The sequence below is a fragment of the Herminiimonas sp. KBW02 genome, assembly GCF_003852535.1.
Lineage (GTDB): Bacteria > Pseudomonadota > Gammaproteobacteria > Burkholderiales > Burkholderiaceae_D > Oxalicibacterium.
In genome coordinates, this window is record NZ_QAJP01000004.1 from 101,957 (window position 1) to 120,022 (window position 18,066).

At 54.5% G+C, this 18,066-nt stretch carries 13 protein-coding genes; 12 read left to right on the plus strand and 1 reads right to left on the minus strand.

Translation table 11 applies throughout. The features are described 5' to 3' along the window. Window positions 1-5 precede the first annotated feature (5 nt). Window positions 6-1,040: an XdhC family protein gene (locus DBR37_RS04925; protein WP_124574152.1), complete on the plus strand. Its 1,035-nt coding sequence runs from the start codon at window positions 6-8 to the stop codon at window positions 1,038-1,040. 149 nt (window positions 1,041-1,189) lie between these two features. Beyond that, window positions 1,190-2,260 carry a linear amide C-N hydrolase gene (locus tag DBR37_RS04930; protein WP_124573378.1) on the plus strand — a complete coding sequence of 357 codons (1,071 nt, stop codon included), beginning with the start codon at window positions 1,190-1,192 and terminating at the stop codon, window positions 2,258-2,260. A 9-nt stretch (window positions 2,261-2,269) separates the two neighbouring features. Here the strand turns inward: DBR37_RS04930 and DBR37_RS04935 are convergent, their stop codons facing one another. Beyond that, on the minus strand, window positions 2,270-2,953 hold the full coding sequence (locus tag DBR37_RS04935; protein WP_124573379.1) for a response regulator transcription factor: 684 nt from the start codon (window positions 2,951-2,953) through the stop codon (window positions 2,270-2,272). 79 nt (window positions 2,954-3,032) lie between these two features. Between DBR37_RS04935 and DBR37_RS04940 the strand changes: the two genes are divergently transcribed. The 10 genes from DBR37_RS04940 (at window position 3,033) to DBR37_RS04985 (ending at window position 18,009) form a co-directional block, all read left to right on the plus strand. After that, window positions 3,033-5,060 carry a sensor histidine kinase gene (locus DBR37_RS04940; RefSeq protein WP_158610226.1) on the plus strand — a complete coding sequence of 676 codons (2,028 nt, stop codon included), beginning with the start codon at window positions 3,033-3,035 and terminating at the stop codon, window positions 5,058-5,060. 150 nt (window positions 5,061-5,210) lie between these two features. Continuing rightward, window positions 5,211-8,300, plus strand: a complete 3,090-nt coding sequence (locus DBR37_RS04945) for an autotransporter domain-containing protein (protein WP_124573381.1) — start codon at window positions 5,211-5,213, stop codon at window positions 8,298-8,300. Window positions 8,301-8,974: 674 nt separating this feature from the next. Beyond that, window positions 8,975-9,604 carry a tetratricopeptide repeat protein gene (locus DBR37_RS04950; protein WP_233588277.1) on the plus strand — a complete coding sequence of 210 codons (630 nt, stop codon included), beginning with the start codon at window positions 8,975-8,977 and terminating at the stop codon, window positions 9,602-9,604. Between the two features lie 9 nt (window positions 9,605-9,613). After that, window positions 9,614-11,455: a poly-beta-1,6 N-acetyl-D-glucosamine export porin PgaA gene (pgaA, locus tag DBR37_RS04955; protein WP_124573383.1), complete on the plus strand. Its 1,842-nt coding sequence runs from the start codon at window positions 9,614-9,616 to the stop codon at window positions 11,453-11,455. Next, entirely contained in the window at window positions 11,452-13,530 is a 2,079-nt protein-coding gene (pgaB, locus tag DBR37_RS04960; protein WP_233588278.1) for a poly-beta-1,6-N-acetyl-D-glucosamine N-deacetylase PgaB, read from the plus strand. The genes pgaA and pgaB overlap by 4 nt, the downstream gene beginning before the upstream one ends. Before the next feature lie 2 nt (window positions 13,531-13,532). Continuing rightward, window positions 13,533-14,858: a poly-beta-1,6-N-acetyl-D-glucosamine synthase gene (pgaC, locus tag DBR37_RS04965; protein ID WP_124573384.1), complete on the plus strand. Its 1,326-nt coding sequence runs from the start codon at window positions 13,533-13,535 to the stop codon at window positions 14,856-14,858. Continuing rightward, window positions 14,851-15,387 (plus strand): poly-beta-1,6-N-acetyl-D-glucosamine biosynthesis protein PgaD, encoded by a 537-nt coding sequence (gene pgaD, locus DBR37_RS04970; protein ID WP_158610227.1) that lies wholly within the window; start codon window positions 14,851-14,853, stop codon window positions 15,385-15,387. The genes pgaC and pgaD overlap by 8 nt, the downstream gene beginning before the upstream one ends. A gap of 347 nt (window positions 15,388-15,734) precedes the next feature. After that, complete coding sequence (locus DBR37_RS04975; RefSeq protein WP_124574154.1) at window positions 15,735-16,025, plus strand: DUF3649 domain-containing protein; 291 nt, start codon at window positions 15,735-15,737, stop codon at window positions 16,023-16,025. After that, window positions 16,022-17,659: a PepSY domain-containing protein gene (locus DBR37_RS04980; RefSeq protein ID WP_124573386.1), complete on the plus strand. Its 1,638-nt coding sequence runs from the start codon at window positions 16,022-16,024 to the stop codon at window positions 17,657-17,659. The genes DBR37_RS04975 and DBR37_RS04980 overlap by 4 nt, the downstream gene beginning before the upstream one ends. Beyond that, window positions 17,656-18,009 carry a DUF3325 domain-containing protein gene (locus tag DBR37_RS04985; protein ID WP_124573387.1) on the plus strand — a complete coding sequence of 118 codons (354 nt, stop codon included), beginning with the start codon at window positions 17,656-17,658 and terminating at the stop codon, window positions 18,007-18,009. Before DBR37_RS04980 ends, DBR37_RS04985 begins: the two co-directional genes overlap by 4 nt. The last annotated feature ends 57 nt before the right edge of the window (window positions 18,010-18,066 follow it).

Sequence of the window (18,066 nt, forward strand, 5' to 3'; positions counted from 1 at the left end):
CCATGATGGAGAACCTAGACCTGATCGTATTGCGCACCTTGCGCGACTGGCGTTTGCAAGGCAAGCACGCAGTGCTGGCAACCGTGACGCGAACCTGGGGCGCTTCACCGCGTCCGGTCGGCTCGCTGATGGCATTGTGCGAAACGGGCAGTGTGGTCGGGTCAGTCTCCGGTGGTTGTATCGAGGACGACCTGATCACGCGCTTCACAAGCAGAGAGGCTTTTGTTACGGATAAAGGGCAGGCACGACGTCCGCAATGGGATTGTTATGGCTTATCGGCGGATGAAGCACATCGCTTCGGCCTGCCTTGCGGCGGTACGCTGGAATTGTTGCTGGAGTTCAATCCGGATGCACAGTTACTGGAACAACTGGTCAGCCAGCTGGAAGCAGGTGTACTGGTGCAGCGTACAGTGGATTTGGTCAGCGGCGTGGTCGTACTGGCTCCGGCGGATAGCCCATCGGCCCTGGCCGTTACCAGGTTTGCGATGAAGGCGGTGTTCGGACCGGGTTACCGTATGTTGCTGATCGGTGCCGGACAATTGACCGAGTACCTGGCAACGATGGCTGCCTTCAGTGGTTTCTCTGTGACAGTGTGCGATCCGCGTGAGGAATACAGGCGTGGCTGGAGTGTACCGAATGTGCGCTTTGTTGAAGGAATGCCGGATGATGCTGTACATGAGATGAAGCCGGATCAGCGTACCTGCGTCATCGCCTTGACCCATGATCCCAAGCTGGATGACCTGGCCTTGATGGAAGCGCTGGTCAGTCCGGCATTCTATGTGGGCGCCATCGGCAGCCGCCGCAACAATGCGGCGCGCCGTGAACGTCTGTCCGAGCATTTCGAACTCAGTGGCGAAAGTCTGGCGCGTCTGCACGGCCCGGTTGGTATTTATATAGGCAGTAAAACGCCATCTGAAATAGCCATCAGCATCATGGCTGAAGTGGTGGCGGCGAAGAACGGCATACAGCGGCCGGATCTGGATGTCGCCGTCAACAAGCGTGTATTTGAGGATGCTGTGCCTGCCATGCACATGTCCTGAAATCTTTATCACATCATTAGTTTGCATGGCATCCCATAAGTCTATGGGATGCCGTCCGCATCCCTGCCATTCGCATCTCCCTGATTACCGGTTATATTGACGCTTGTCAGCAGGAAGGCGTTTCACTATCCATTTCTACAGGAGGTCTCATGGGATTCCGGTTCAGGCGGTGGCGACAATTGACAGCACAGCTGTGCGTACTAGGCTTGCTGGCAGCACCTATGCATGGCAATGCATGTACGCGCTTCGTTTATCTGGGACAGGACGGCAATGTCGTGACCGCCCGCTCCATGGACTGGAAGTACGACATAGGCAGCAATCTCTATATCCTGCCACGGGGCATCGAACGCAACGGTGAGGCCGGCCCCAACTCGCTGCGCTGGACAGCGAAATATGGTTCGGTGGTGACAACGGCTTACGATGTTTCCACGACCGATGGCGTCAACGAAGCCGGTCTCTATGCCGGCGTCTTGTGGCTGACGGAATCGCAGTATCCGAAGTTTGAGGCCGGCAGCAAACCGGGTTTGACGATAGCGGCGTGGACGCAGTATGTGCTGGATAACTTTGCCAGCGTGGCGGAAGCGGTGGCAGTACTCAAAAACGAGCCGTTTACGCTGGTTACCGATAACGTCCCCGGCCAGCAGCGCCTGACTACCTTGCATCTGGCGATCTCTGACGCCAGCGGCGACAGCGCAGTGTTTGAATACATCAACGGGAAGCAGGTGATCCATCATGGTCGCCAGTATCAGGTCATGACCAACTCGCCTACCTACGATCAGCAACTCGCGCTCAATGCATACTGGCAGCAGATAGGCGGTACCGTAATGCTGCCGGGTACCAATCGGGCATCTGACCGTTTTGCGCGCGCATCATTTTATGTCAATGCCATTCCGCAAAAAGCCGCGCCTGATGAAAGCCTGGCCAGTGTGTTCAGCGTGATCCGCAATGTTTCGGTGCCGCTGGGCATTGCAACGCCGGATCAGCCTGAAATTTCGTCTACCCGCTGGCGCACCGTCTTTGATCACAAGCGCAAGCTCTATTTCTTTGAATCGGCAATGACGCCCAATACATTCTGGGTCGATATCAGAAAAGTCGATTTCTCCAAAGAGACGGGGCGAGTGAAGAAACTGGACCTGGGGCCGCATCAATCGCATACATACTCCGGAGAAGTGAGCAGTAGCTTCGTACCGGCCAGGCCTTTTGTCTTTCAGGGTATATAAGTACGACGCTCAGACCCGGATCAATGCTTCGGCAAAGAAGCTATAGCCGACATTGCGCGAGGTATTGACCGGCAACGGGATACCGAGTGTCTCTTCTGCTTTACGCCGCAGGCGTCGTATTTGCGTATCCAGCCGGCGTTGGTCGTAATGCAGGAAGTCTTCGCCCAGTGCCTGCACGATGTGCTGGCGCGTGACGGTTTCTCCTTGCGCAGCCATTAGGGTATGCAGCACGGTGACATCCTGTCGTGAGAGGGGGATGGCAGACAGCCCCGGTGGCAGCAGGCGACGACGGCCGACTTCCAGTATCCAACAGCCATTGGCTTCTGGTAGGGCCAGTCGACGTTTCAGTGCCGCCAGGGTAGCGGCGAGTTCGTCGAGGTCGGCTGTTTTCGCCAGATAGTAATCAGCGCCTTCGTCCAATCCGGCGATTTTGTCCGGCGTGCCGCCGCGTGCAGTCAGGACCACGATGCCGATGCGATGTCCCAGCTGTCGCAATTCCCTGATCAGATTCATGCCGTCGCCATCCGGCAGGGTCAGATCGAGGACCGCCATTTGATGACTGCTTGCCGAATAAAGCTGACGAAATTCGGCCAGAGTGGCGACCGCATCGACTTCGTAACCGAGGTCACCCAGAAATTCGGCTAATTCCTGGCGCAATACGTTTTCGTCTTCGAGCAAAATGAGCTTATACATCGCATAAGCATAGCTGATTCTGGTCGTTCCGGAACTGAGTGTTTCTGAGCGTTTGCAAAAATCAAAAAAAGCGATGCGCATGTTATTCTCGCCGCCGATGAAACGTCTCTATTTATTCTTACTTTTGTTCAGCCTGCTGCTGCCTGTAGCGGGGTGGGCGCAATCCGCCATTGATTTGCGGGCGACGACACATAAAGCGTCGGGTGGTGGCCATCTGTCCATGCTGCGTGATCCCGACGCGCAGCTGACGCCTGATCAGGCATTGGCGTCCGGGGCCTGGCAGGCGATTCCCGCCGCTCTTAGCGCTGGATATACCAGCGACGCGATCTGGCTGCGCCTGGTGGTGGTGCGGGCGGCCGATGCGCCGCAGGACTGGTTGGTACGTTTCACGAATGCCTTGCTGGATGATGTGCGTTTATATCGGCCGGATGGCGCGCATGCATGGCGTGAACAACGCGCAGGGGAAGACACCGGGCGTGCATCCTGGCCACTGGATACGCGCAATGTGGTGTTGCCGGTACAGATGGAGACTATCGGTCAGGAAGTATGGTTGATACGCCTGCAGAGCAAGAATGCAATGTCCACCAATGTGGAAGTCTGGTCTGAAACTGCTTTCGGCGATACGTCACGACGCGAGTATTTGTTTTATGGCTTGTACTTCGGCTGTCTGGCATTGCTGATCATCTTGCACGTGTTCTTCTGGCGCATGACGCGGGAGAAGCAGAGTGGCTTGTACCTGCTGTATGTGCTGATGAATACCCTGACCGAATTGATGACGGTCGCACTGCCGCAGCAAGTTTTGCATATCCCGGTCACTGTGTCCGATCCCTTGTTGGGTTTATCCATGTGCGTCAGCCTGGCGGTAGGCGTGCATTTTTCCCTGCAGCAGCTGGAACTGCATCCGGTCTGGCCACGCTTTAGTCGCGTGGTGCTGTATGGCGCGCGCGCAGTGGCCTTGCTCAGTGCCTTATTCATATTAAGTGGCCGCTTTTCTGTCGGCGTGATTCTGATGCAGCAAGTAGCGATGGCCCTGATTGTGGTGTTTATCAGCATCGCCCTATGGTTGTTGGGCCGAGGTCACAAACCAGCACGCTTTTTCCTGCTGGTGTTCGGCATCTTTTATGCCGGGGCGGTGGTCAGTTACCTGCGCAATATGGCGGTGGTACCGACGAATTTCTGGACCGATCATGCGATCGCCATCGGTGCCTTGTTGCACATGATACTGATGAGTTTGCGACTGAATTTGCGCTATGACGGTTTGCGGCGCGATAAGGAAATCGCGCAGGCGGAAACGGTCAATGCGATACGCGAGTTGAATGAAGGTCTGGAAGTGCAGGTTGCAAAGCGTACCGCAGCATTGCAACAGGAAATCGCGCAGCGGGTGCAACTGGAGCAGGAGCTGCGGCAGTCGCTGGAGGCGGAGCGGCGCATCAAGGAAGAGCAGCAGGACTTCGTGGCCATGGTTTCGCACGAGTTCAGGACGCCGCTGGCCATCATCAATACAACAGCACAACAGATTGCGAAGAACCTGGATGCAGCACGTGAACGTACTTTGCAGCGTTGCCAGAATCTGCGCGATGCCGCGCGCCGGATGGCGGCACTGGTCGATGAATACCTGACTGCAGATCGGATGGATGCGAGTACGACGGCATTCCGGCCGGCGCTGTGCGACGCCCGCCAAGTGCTGGATGCCACCCTGGCTGAATGGCCGGAAGACAGAATCACGCTGGTAACACAGCCGCTGCCATCTTCTTTCTTTTGTGATCGAGGTTTATTGCAGGTGGCTTTACGCAATTTACTGGCGAATGCAGACCGTCATTCGACGCCGGGACGGGCTATCCATGTCGATGTCGCCTGCGATGAGAGCGGAGCCTTGCATATCGCCGTCAGCAATCATGGTGAACCCGTACCTGAGGATGAGATCGGGCGTTTGTTCCAGAAGTATTTCCGTGGTCATGCTGCACAACACCAGCCGGGTGCCGGACTGGGTTTGTACCTGGTGCAGCGCATCGCGGAGATGCATGGCGGCAGCGTGCGTCTGGATAATGATGGCAGCGCAAGACGGGTGACTTTTTCCTTGTGCTTGCCGCCATCTGCACCGGCCTGATTGATGGGTGTGCCAGCTTAATTCCGACTTTTTTAGTCTGGTACCGCTCAGATTTGCTCGATTCCGTACGGCAATTTTTCGATAACTTCCAGTCTTGGTTTTTTACAAGACATAGCGCGCGTCAGTCGCGTAACAAGGAAGGAAACTATCGTGAACAAAGCCTATCGCATCGTCTGGAGCAGAGCACGCTCGGCATTTATCGTCACCCATGAAAAATCATCCAGCCGGGGCCGTGCATCCACGATCTGTGCTGCAACCATACTCGGAGTGGTGGCGCTTCTGTTGAATGCGACCCCGGTGTCTGCCGCGGATTTATGTACGAGTAGTCCCACGCTGATCAATGGCGCGACGTCTGGTGACAACTGTGTACTTGGTAGCGGTGCCAGCGTAGAGGTCGGTGCGAATGGTTCCATTTCCAGTACCGGCGTAGCGGCCATTTACACGAGTAGCGCTATCAATAGCATTACGAATCACGGCAGCATCGCTTCGGATACCAATATTGGCATCTCTCTCGATTACGCGAGTGTGGCTGGAGATATTCGCAATACCGGCACGCTGACTGCGGTCGCCAATGGCTACAATCTTTCCAACGGTGCACTGTATGCGACTGGTGCGACCATCAGCGGCTCACTTATCAACGACGGTGGCCAGATTGGCAATACCCTGACTTTGCGTTCCTCCAGCGTGAACAGCATACGCAATATCAATGGCGGATCGATTGACGTCTCGGGCCAGCAAGTTGCCGGCATCAATCTGGACCGTACGACGATAGCCAACGGCATACTGAATGATGTCGGCAGTACTATCCGTGCCGCCAATTACAGGGCCATCAATATGTATGGCGGCAGCATACTGGCTGGCGGGATCGTTAACAACGGCGACATTTTCCAGGGTGGCATCACCCTCAATAGCAATGCAACGGTTGCCGGCGGCATCATTAATACCGGACGTATCGAAGACATCGGGACGGTTGCCATAGGCGTGTACAGCGGTTCCATTCTGAGTGGCGGTATTCACAATACGGGCAGTATTCTCAGCCTGAATACCGGGGTATTGATCGATTACCGGGGGACAGTCAACGGCGGCCTCAATAATGAGGCCATGCTCAGAGGAACGGACAAAGGAATATTTCTCAATGAGACGGGCATCTTGCGCGACGGACTCACCAATAGCGGCACGATAGCCGGGACAAACTTTTACGGTATTCAGGCTGCGGCTAACAGCGAAATTGGCGGCGGCATCCGGAACAGCGGGACGATAGAAGGCCAGCGTACTGCAATCAGGCTGGAAGGTGCTTCTTCGCTGGGTGCCGACACGCATGGCGTCGCGCTTCATAACAGCGGCACGATCCGTGCCAATGCCAGATATGTATGGGACAACAGCGGTCTCCATCTGCTCACCGGCTCGACGATTAACGGCGATATCGTCAACACGGCGAGCGGAAAAATAGATGGCAACTTCGGTATTAACGTGGCAGGCGCGAGTCAGATCAACGGCAATATCGTGAATAGCGGCATCATCAGCGGCCACGTGTATTCCGTTTACGTCAGCGATGATTCAACGCTGGGTGGTTTGGGTGCCCATGGCAGCTCCGCCGCATATGTAGGCGACGTCTATGCGAAAAACAGCGATTTCACTGTGGCATCCGGTGCCTCGTTTTCACTTGGTAATGCGATGAACCTTCAAGGTTTCTCGGTTGCTGCTGATGGTCTCTTCAAAATGTCAGAAGGGAACAGTAGTTCGGGCATGCTGGCTTCCGGTATCACAGTAGGTAGCAATGGTTTTAGCAATGCCGGTACCGTGCAGCTGGCCAGTGGAGTAACGGCGACCATACATGGCAGTTACTCACAAAGCACCACCGGCGTATTGCGTGTCGGTGTCGGCAGCGATACCAGTTACGGCAAGCTCGTGGTGGATGGCACTGCCAACCTCGCGTCCAATGCAAAAATTGATGTCGATGTCAGTCCACGTGATTACTCCTTCAGCGTTGATCGTCTGCAAAATATCCTGCGTGCGACGACATTGAATAGTGATGGCACGTTTGCAGTTACCGATAATTCCATCCTGTTTGATTTCTCGGCCGTCAAGGATGGCAATGCCGTACATCTGACGCTGGCCAAGGCGCCGGTCACAGTGCTCGCGAGTGTCCGGGAAGCGAACAACACGCCGGCACTGGGTGCAGCAGGCGTACTGGATCAAGTCATTACGGCGCATCCTGGCGGCGCGATAGGCAGCCATTTTGTCGGACTGACCAGCAAGCAGGCGGTGTCGGATGCTGTCACACAAACGCTGCCTCTACTCAATGGCGGCTCGATGGCTGCTGCGACGGGATCCATTACGAGCATCAATCGCGTGGTGCAGGCGCGGATAGAAAACAATCGCGGCTTGTCTTCAGGTGATGACGTGATCGGTGACAAATACGTCTGGTTCAAACCATTCGGTTCATGGGCGCGTCAGGACGACCGCGATGGTCAGTCCGGCTTCAAGGCGAACAGCACCGGTTTCGTGGCAGGTGCCGATATGGCTGTGAATGAACGTAGTCGTTTGGGAGCAGGCTTTGCCTATGCCAAGTCCAAGGTCGATGGCAATTCTGCGATTGCGCCACAGCATATGGATGTCGATGTATTCCAATTGTTGGGATACGGTAGCTATACGCTGGATGAAAATACTGAACTGAATTTCCAGGCAGATATCGGCCAGAACAGTAACAAGGGCAGCCGTCGTATCGCTTTCACAGGTAGTACCGCCAGCGCCGATTACAAGAGTCTGACGGCGCACGTCGGGCTTGGTATTGGCCGAGTCCTGCCCTTGAATGCGCATACCAGTTTCACGCCGTCGGTGCGCGCTGATTACACCTGGATCAAGGATCAGTCTTATCAGGAAAGTGGCGCAGGCGCCTTGAACCTGAATGTGGCGGGGCGCAGTGCGAATGAATTGTTGCTGGCGGCCGATGGCAAGCTGGCGCACAAGCTGAACGACAAAACGACTTTCCTGGTCAATCTGGGTGCTGCGTATACAGCTGTTAAAGGGAACACGGCCATCATTGCCGCGTTCGCCGGTGCACCGCAGGCAGCGTTTGCGACCTATGGCATGGAGCAGCGTCCGTGGACTGTGCGTGGCGGACTGGGGTTGGTGCGCAAGACCGGCAATAACACCGAGATTGCTGTGCGTTATGACGCCGAAGCACGAAATGGATTTACCAACCAGACTGCTTCTGTGAAAGCACGCTGGGCTTTCTGATCCGATAACAGAAAGAGATCTTTATATCTCCGGAAGTGCATTTGGCTGCCGGAGATTTTCATTTGTGCAGATGTGAAATGGCCATTATGCGAGGCAAAAATATGACGCTGTTTTTTGCTTCTATTTCCACATGGAAATTAAATTAATTTCCATGTGGAAATATACGGTGCGAGATCGGTTTTGTTTCATTATTTATTTTGCCGTTTGTTTCCTTTCGGCAAGCATATTTAACATACTTTCCCTGCGCAAAAAACTGGCGGAGAGCCGCATAAACACTCGATATTTCAATGGTTTTCAATTGCATTTCACAGTGTGTATTTTTGTTGCCATGAATTATCAATTGTTCACAATGTTTTTCCGCACCTCTGATAAAGTCCGCTCTACTTTTTGAGACTATTCTTTTTGACTTTTTTCACGTGTTTCAGAGTTGTTTTTTGACGCGAAAAAAAAGCTGCGAAGAAGTTTGCGTAGCGCATATTTTTTATCGCTATGTCGCAATTTTTTATAAGTGAATCCGTGTTGCTATCAGGTTCGTATGAACTCTATGTCAACAAAAAAGTCACTTTGTTATTAAATTGGCATATGTTGGCAGCGAGGAGCAATTGCTTGGCGATTCGCTTTTAAAGATGTGTGTTTATTTTTGTAAATTCACATTCCATTTTTTTAGCGAGCTCATGAGAAATAAGCGCAATCGTTTGCAAGTAGCAGTATCTGGGATTACATTTTGTTTTTTTGGTTTCGGCTTGGCAAATCTGGCGCAAGCAGCTATTCCATTGAATGAATATGATGCCGTGATTCTTGCTGCGCGCGACGGTCAGACCGCTGGCGCGATAGCGCAACTGCAGGCGTGGCATCGTGAGTATCCGCAAAATCAGAAAGTCTTACATGACCTGGTCGTCGTACTCGGATGGGGCGGCGACTTTAATGGTGCACTGGCATACGCAGATGAATTGAGCGTTGCCGGCACACCTGCTTATGTCCTGAAATCACTCGGGCAATCCGCCCGTTCTGCCGAACGCTGGGCACAGGCTGAACAAATCTACCGCATGGTGCTGCGTAGCAGCCCCGCTGACATGGAAGCGCGCACCGGCCTGGTCCATGCATTGCTGGGGCAGAAGCAGCCTGATGCCGCTCTCCAGTACGTGCAAAGTTTCCTTCCCGCTTTCGGTTCTGCATACAAGCGCAGCGACGCGCCCATGGTTACCTTGCTGGGCTTTGTTTACATGCGTCGCGATGAACCTCTGTATGCAGCGCAGGCTTACCAGGACGCCTTGCGACTGGATCCACAATCGCGTGAAGCTTAGCGTGGCTATGTGTTTGCACTGAATGGTGCGGGCATGCCTTATCTGGCAACACGGACTGCGGATAAACGCCTGGACTGGTTCAATAAAGACGAGCGCAGACTGCTTGCCCATACAGTCGCAGGTCATACCATTATTTACGGCGAAGCCCAGTTGAATGTGGATGTAAAAACACCACGCTTCCAGACTACAGATGTGGCCATCGTTGAAACGGGATCTGTGTTGCAGCGTTTTGAACCACGAAATGTGACCAGATTTGATCGCATGGTTGCCTTGCGTGACCGGCAGATGATGAAAGCAGTCGTGCAGCTATATGAAGAATTGCTGGCTGCCGATGTCGCGATGCCTTCCTATGCAAAAGCGGCTGCTGCTGATGCTTACCTCTATCTGGAACAACCGGAGCGGGCGCGTGATTTATATATCGCCGCCATCACTGATGCGGGTCGCGGTGATGTCGCGAACGTTGATAGCTGGCGCAACGGCCTGGCGTATGCCTATAGCGAAGCCGAGCAGCACGATGAAGCGCAGGCAGTGGCCGATGGCGTGATGAAGCTGACGCCGACGCTGGCAAATCGCGGTATTCCTTCGGTCGAAGCGCCGAATGGCGACTACCCGACGGCAACCGTCACACCAGCCTTGATGCGCATGTATGCAGAGCGCCTGAACGAGGCGGAAAAACATCTGGCTGAGTTGCGCGGGATCGCACCTTTCAACGGGCAAGTCAGACTCGCATGGGCCAGTCTGCAAAGTTCGCGCGAACATCCGCGTGCCGCGCTGGAAGAATTTACGCTGATGCAAATGGACGATGAAAAGTCCGTAAGTGCAGAGGTAGGGCGCGGCGAAAGCTTGCTGGCGCTGAATGAATTCGCACAGGCCAAAATTATCTCGCTACCGTTGACGCATGAGTATCCGGAAAACAAGGGCGTGCAAAACCTTGCGCGCAGGCTGGATATCCATGACCGTCCATTTTTGAGAATCAGCACGACGCTGGGTAAAGGCGGGCAACTGGCCGCAGCAGAGTCGATTTTTGATGCGCAGTTGTACTCAGCGCCGTTGACTAATTCGCTGGGTGAGGAATTCCGCGTATTTACCCATCTTTCACGTTCGACCGGCAGTGTCGATCGTCGCCTGCCGACTGAAGCGAGTGTGCCGCGTAGCCGTATCGGCGTCGGCCTGGATTACCGCGTGCGCGATCTGGAAGTTGAAGGTGAAGTGAATCAGGCCACACAGAACGCGAATAAAAGCGGCATTGCCCTGCAAGTCGTGAAGTACTTCTCCGATTACTGGCGTATCCGTCTGGCCGCCGACAGCAACGTCAATGATTTGTCGGCTGCTGCATACAACGCGAATGTGACTGCTCGTCGCTTGTTGGCGGGCGTGACCTGGCAGCTCAACGAATCGCGCAGCATCGATGCGGCAGTATCGAATACCAAATACAGCGATGGCAATGATCGCGATGTATATGGCATCGGATGGACGGAGCGCTGGATCAGTGGCCCGGTCTTCAAACTGGATACGCTGGTCTCACTGGCGACCTCCCGTAACAGTGCGCAGGGCGTTGTGTACTTCAATCCTGCCAGTGATCAGGAAGCGACCGTCGCCTTGCTGGGTGAATGGCGTACCTGGCGTCGTTATCGCCGTTCGATGCTGCAGCAAGTGCAGGTCTATACCGGTCGTTACTCGCAGGAAGGTTTCAACACCGGCACGACTTCTGGTTTGCAGTATGGTCACCTGTGGTCGCTGGATGATGAGTTCAGCCTCGGTTACGGTCTCGGCGTCAGCATGCACCCGTATGACGGGGTGCGCGAAAAACGTCATTACGGATATATGAATTTGAATTGGGCGATTAAGTGAAGAACCTGTTGGCGATAGCGCTGGGCAGTCTGCGCAAATCTGAAAACGCTTTCCGGCACCTGCTATGTGTGCTGGCCGTGACACTATTACCCGGACTGGCCTGGTCGCAGACCAGTGTGGAAGTAGAGGTGCCACGCTTGCAGATCGCGACGCAAGGGACGGACCCGGCGCAATCCTATCGCGTGCTGTGTTATCACGATGTGCGTGACAACGTGCGGGAGAGTTTCAAGGTCTGGCCTGAAGCGACCGCTGTCGACACACGTGATCTGATCGCGCAGCTCAGCTGGCTGGATCAAAACGGTTATCACCCGGTCAGCCTGCAGCAAATCATCGATGCACGTGCAGGTATAAAGCCGCTGCCTGACAAAGCCATCCTGCTGACTTTTGATGATGGTTTCGAAAGCATGTACACCAAGGTGTTTCCTATGCTGAAGCAATTCGGCTTCCCGGCTTTGATCGCCATCGTCGGTGACTGGATACAGACGCCGCAGGATCAGCCAGTGCAGTTTGGCGATATCAAGGCGCCACGCAATGCATTCGTGAATTGGGATCAGGTACGTGAGATGCAGGCTTCGGGTCTGATCGAAGTTGCTTCGCATTCGCATAGTCTGCACAAAGGCATTATTGGTAATCCGCAGGGCAATATGATGCCGGCTGCGATTACCCGTTTTTACTGGCCGCAGAATAAGCAATATGAAAGTGACGAAGACTATGCCAGGCGCATACGTGCAGACCTGGAGCGCAGCGCACGCCTGATCGAGAAGGAAACCGGCAAACGTCCGCGTGCAATGGTGTGGCCATATGGTGCGAATAGCCAGATTGCGAACAAGATCGCGGCAGAAGTCGGCATGCCGATTTCGCTTAATCTGGAGCCAGGTCCGAATACGCCTAAGGATGATCCGAATTACATTCGCCGTACGCTGGTGGTATTTGATACCGAACTCTCAGGTCTGGCCGAGATTTTGCGCCAGCCGGCGAGTTACGATGGCAGCGAACGTCCATTGGAACGCGTGATCCATATCGACCTCGATTACATTTACGATCCTGATCCGGAAGTACAGGAAGCGAATTTATCGAAATTGCTGGACCGCATCGTGCGTTTGCGTCCGACTACAGTTTATTTGCAAGCGTATGCCGATCCGGATGGCGACGGCGTCGCCGATGCCTTGTATTTTCCGAATCGTCACATGCCGATGCGCGCTGATTTGTTTACACGCGTTTCGTGGCAGTTGCGTACCCGCGGCGGTGTACGCGTGTATGCATGGATGCCGGTAATGGCATTCAAACTGCCGGACACCAATCCGGCAGCTACGCATCTGGTACAGACCATGCCGGGTGCTCCTGAGTCTGCATCGCAGAATCGCTATTTGCGCCTCTCGCCTTTCGATCCTTTGGCGCGTCAAACCATTACCGAAATCTACGAAGACCTGGGTAAGCATTCCGCTTTCTACGGTGTGTTATTTCACGATGATGCAACCTTGTCGGATTACGAAGACGCCAGCCCGGCCGCGCTGGCGGTGTATCGCGATCAGTGGAAATTGTCCGGCTCGATGGAAGAGATGCGTAATGATCCGCAGATGCGTCGCTTGTGGGCGCAAAAGAAAACGGCTTACCTGAACGACTTTACTTTGCATCTGGCAGCGACCCTGCGCAAATACCAGCCGGCCTTGATGACGGCGCGCAACATCTATGCTGAACCGGTTTTGAACCCGGATTCGGAAGACTGGTTTGCTCAGACTTACACGAGCTTTCTCGCGACTTACGATTACACCGCCATCATGGCCATGCCCTACATGGAAGGTGCGAAAGATCCTGCAGACTGGCTGGCGCGTCTGATGGAGGCCGTGAAGAAAACACCAGGTGCACTGCGCACCACAGTCTTTGAATTGCAAAGCAAGGATTGGCGTACCGGCCAGCCGATTCCGTCGGCGACGCTGGCGGCACAGATACGTCAGTTGCGCCTGGCCGGTGCACGCGGTGTCGGTTACTACCCTGATGATTTCCACGCTAACCAGCCGGAAGAAGCCATCATTAAGCCTGAAATCTCCGTAGAAACGCATCCGGCGCGGAGATAGTCATGACATTTGAAAACGTCCTCTTCGGTTTTACTTTTTACTATCCTTTGTTCATGGCCTATGTCTGGATCATCGGTGGTATTACGTATTACCTGCGGTATGAGCGGACCAGTCTGCATGACCTGAATCCACTGACGGAACTGAAGTCGACGCCGCCGGTTTCAGTGGTCGTGCCTTGCTTTAACGAGGGCGACAATATACGCAGCGTGGTGGATGCCTTGTCGCGCCTGAATTATCCGGACTATGAAATCATTTGCGTCAATGATGGCAGCAAGGACAACACCGGCGCCATTCTCGACGAATTGATCGCGACCTATCCCAAGCTGCGCGTCGTGCACCAGGCGCGCAATCAGGGCAAGGCAGTGGCCCTGAATACGGCGGCTCTGATTGCCAAGAGTGAATTCCTGATGTGTATCGATGGTGATGCCATCCTTGATCCGGATTCGATACCGTGGCTGCTCAAGCATTTTGAAACCGGCCCGCGCCTCGGCGCAGTGACCGGCAATCCGCGTATCCGTACGCGTTCGACTTTGCTGGGACGTTTGCAGGTCGGTGAGTTTTCTTCGATTGTCGGTCTCATCAAACGTACACAACGTATTTATGGTCGCTTGTTCACCGTCTCCGGCGTGGTCGTGATGTTCCGTCGCCGCGCCTTGCTGGACGTCGGCTTCTGGAGCCCGGAAATGCTGACCGAAGATATCGATATCAGCTGGAAGCTGCAGGCCAATCACTGGGATGTCCGTTTCGAGCCGCGTGCACTGTGCTGGATCCTGATGCCGGAAACCGTCAAGGGTTTGTGGAAGCAGCGCCTGCGCTGGGCGATGGGCGGGGTGCAGGCGATTTTCAAATACGCTTACATCTTCCGTCACTGGCATCTGCGTCGCTTGTGGCTGGTGTACATCGAGTACAACCTTTCGGTACTGTGGGCTTACACCATGGTCACAGTACTGGTGCTGTACGTCCTTAGTTTGTTTATCTACATACCGCCGCTGTGGCGTGTAGAGATTTTCCCGAGCTGGCACGGCGTGTTGATCGGCACCACCTGCCTGTTGCAGGTATTGGTCGGCATGATCCTGGATCGGCACTACGACAAAAAAGTTTATCGCCATTACTTCTGGATGATCTGGTATCCGGTTTTTTACTGGATGCTGAATATGTGCACCACCGTCTGGTCGGTACCCAAAGTGCTGTTTCGCAAGAGCGGACGCCGTGCCGTCTGGGTCAGCCCGGATCGCGGCGTCGGTTCGGCTGATGGCGTGCACGTAAAAGCATTACAGCCGGTCCCGAATGAAGCTGTATCACAGCCGCATCGAGGTAATCATGACTAGTGATCTGCAAGAGGAAACCAATCCACTCATCCTCAACAAACCGCATCTGGTCGCGCCGCTGACCAAGGTCGTCAGTGCATTGGTCACCATCGTGTTCTGGGGTTTTTTCGTGTATCTGTGGTGGCCTTTGCTTACTCTGGTGGCGGGGATGCTGGGTTATCACTCGATTAATGAACTGACCTACGCGGCAGATATGCTCAATGTGCGCCATCTGACGGTTTCCTACGCGCTGATCGTGATGGCCTTATCGGGTTCCTTGCTGCTGTGGGCTACAGTTGAGTATTTCCGTTTCCGTAACCTGAACCGTCGGCGCTGGCCCAATGCGGTCGAAGTGGCCGATCTCGCTTCCTATTCCAGCTTGCCGGAATCTGATTTGAAGCAATTGCAAACCGAGCGTCGCATGGTCGCCCATCATGATGATCATGGCGGCGTGATGGAGTTTGAAAGTACGCAGCACGAGGAGCCTGTGGCGGGCGATAAAACCGCGGACTTTGCACTTCACTCGCGGTTGTTGGGTTATCCGACCTGATCCTGACAGCCATCCTGGCAACCCAACTGAGAGAGCCTGCAACGCGGTTCTTCATCCGGTTTTTACGGTTTTCCCTCACATTTACCCGCATATCTGCACAGGTAATGTACGCAAAGTGCGTCTGGATAAGCTTTTAGTACTTATCAAAAATCAATAAAAATTCACATACATGCACTTAATTTCTGTTAATGATAATCATTATCGATTAAAATAGTCGCGTCTTGGTAGGTGCCCATAAGATGCCGTGATTGCGGATTCCAACAATACGGTCGCCTGCTACAAACAGATGAGCGTCAATGAAGTCGCGCCGTGTCGGCTGCGCATTCAATTCAAATGATTTCAAGCAGATGAAACTGAACCAGGAATTGCAATACCGCTTAGGCGTTGCCTCACGTGCCATAGCTGCCATCCTCGGCGGCTATGTCGTGACGGCGCTCGCGACCGCCTTGCTGGCGCTGATCCTGCCTATGGTAAGGATAGACGCCGTGCTGACGGCAACCTTGTTATCTTTTACCGTCTATACCTGCGCGGTGTTGTGGGTGTTTGCCGCACGTAGTGCCTTCCGTGCCTGGATAGGCATTGTATTACCTGCCGCTATCCTGGGATTGGGTTTGCTGGCACAACGGAGTTTCGCATGAAAGAAGGATTCCGCCAGTCGATGGCGTGGCTGCATACCTGGTCAGGTTTGCTGGTTTGCTGGATTTTGTTCCTGGTGTTTTTCGCCGGGACGGCTTCGTATTTCCGTGATGAGATCAGCCTGTGGATGAAGCCCGAGCTGCATGCTTCTGCAGCGGCACCGGTACCGGCGGCGCAAGCGATAGACAAGGCCGTGCACATGCTGGAAAAAGACGGTGCAGGTGCGTCACGCTGGTTTATTACCTTGCCGGATGAACGTAATCAGGCAGTAGGCGTAACGTGGATCGCGCAACCTGAACCTGGTAAAAAGGGCAGGGGCAAACTCGAGCGCGCGCAATTGAATCCTGCGACAGGTGAGCGTCTGGCGGAAGTACGCGAGACGCGCGGCGGCGATTTCATTTATCGCCTGCACTACGATTTGCATTACATGCCGGCGATCTGGGCGCGCTGGATTATCGGTTTCTGCGCCATGTTCATGCTGGTTGCCATCGTCAGCGGTGTGATCACGCACAAGCGTATCTTCAAGGACTTCTTTACCTTTCGCCCGAAAAAAGGCCAGCGTTCCTGGCTGGATGCACATAACGCGGTGGCAGTACTCGCCTTGCCGTATCACCTGATGATTACCTACACGGGTCTGGTGACGCTGATGTTTATGTACATGCCGTTCGGCATACAGGCCGCCTACAAGGGTGATGACAAAGCATTTACTGCCGAAGCCTTCCGTCAGGCGGAGAACAAAAAACCTGCCCACATTGCCGCACCGCTGGCGCCGCTTGCGCCTATGCTGGCGCAAGCCGAGAAGCATTGGAACGGCGGCGCTATCGGTCGGGTGACGATCAATAATCCGGGGGATGCAAACGCCACCATCCAGATCACACGCGAGCAGGAAAAGAAGCTGTCGAATTCACGTCAGTCCATGCAGTTTGACGGCGTTAGCGGTGCTTATATTTCATCTATCGGTGACGAAACCAGTACTGCAGTCGAAGCACGCGGTGTGCTGTACGGTTTGCATATAGCGAACTTCGCCAATCCTCTATTGCGCACCTTGTTTTTCCTGTGCGGCCTCGCGGGGTGTGCGATGGTCGCGACCGGTGCCTTGCTGTGGGCGGTCAAGAAACGACAGGGTTATGCCAAGGAGCTGGCCAAGGGTGGCCGCATCGGTTTTGGTTTGCGCCTGGTTGACGGCCTGAACATAGGCGCGATTGCAGGCTTGCCAATTGCACTGGCTGCATATTTCTGGGCGAATCGCTTGCTGGCGGTTGGTATCGAAAAACGGATAGAAACTGAAATCAGCTGGTTCTTCATTGCATGGGGTACGGCTGCCGTGCTGGCGCATATCCGCCCGAATCGCCGCATGTGGCAGTGGCAACTGGCGGCAGGCGGCTTGTTGTTTGCGTTGATACCGGTGCTGAATGTATTCACTACCAATTCGCATTTGGGTGTGACCCTGCTGCAGGGCAAAGGTCCGTGGGCAGTGGCTGGTTTTGATCTGGTCGCGCTCGCCTTTGGCTTAAGCCTGCTCTATGCAGCGAAGCGACTGGGACAAAAGAAAGCAGTGGCCAAGGCAAAAGCAGTCGACAAGCCGGCAGAGCAAAACAGGGGCGACATTGAGCGCCCTATGCAGGAGGCAGTATGAGCGCGTTCGGATTCATAGCAGCGCTGGCGTGGGCGTATGGTGGCTGGACCGCACTTAGCCTGGGCATGGATCGGCATTACGCCGACATCCACGGGCGCGGCAAGGAACCGCAGCAGAGCGAGCGCAATCTGTATCGCATGCTGGGAACGCTGGCCTTGCTGGCGACATATGCCATCAGCGTCAAGCTGCAAGGCTGGACCGTTGGTTCGGTGTTGTGCCTGGGCACCATGACGGCAGGTGCTTTGCTACTGGTTCTGTTGCTGACCTATGCGCCGCAACGTACCGTATTCGCAGGCAAGCTCGCTGTCGGCCTCGCTATTCTGCTGGGCGCGGTGTGGTTGTTTAACTAGTATTAGTTTGTTGCTTTATTTTGAATACGGCCGCATATGCGGCCGTATTCATTGCTG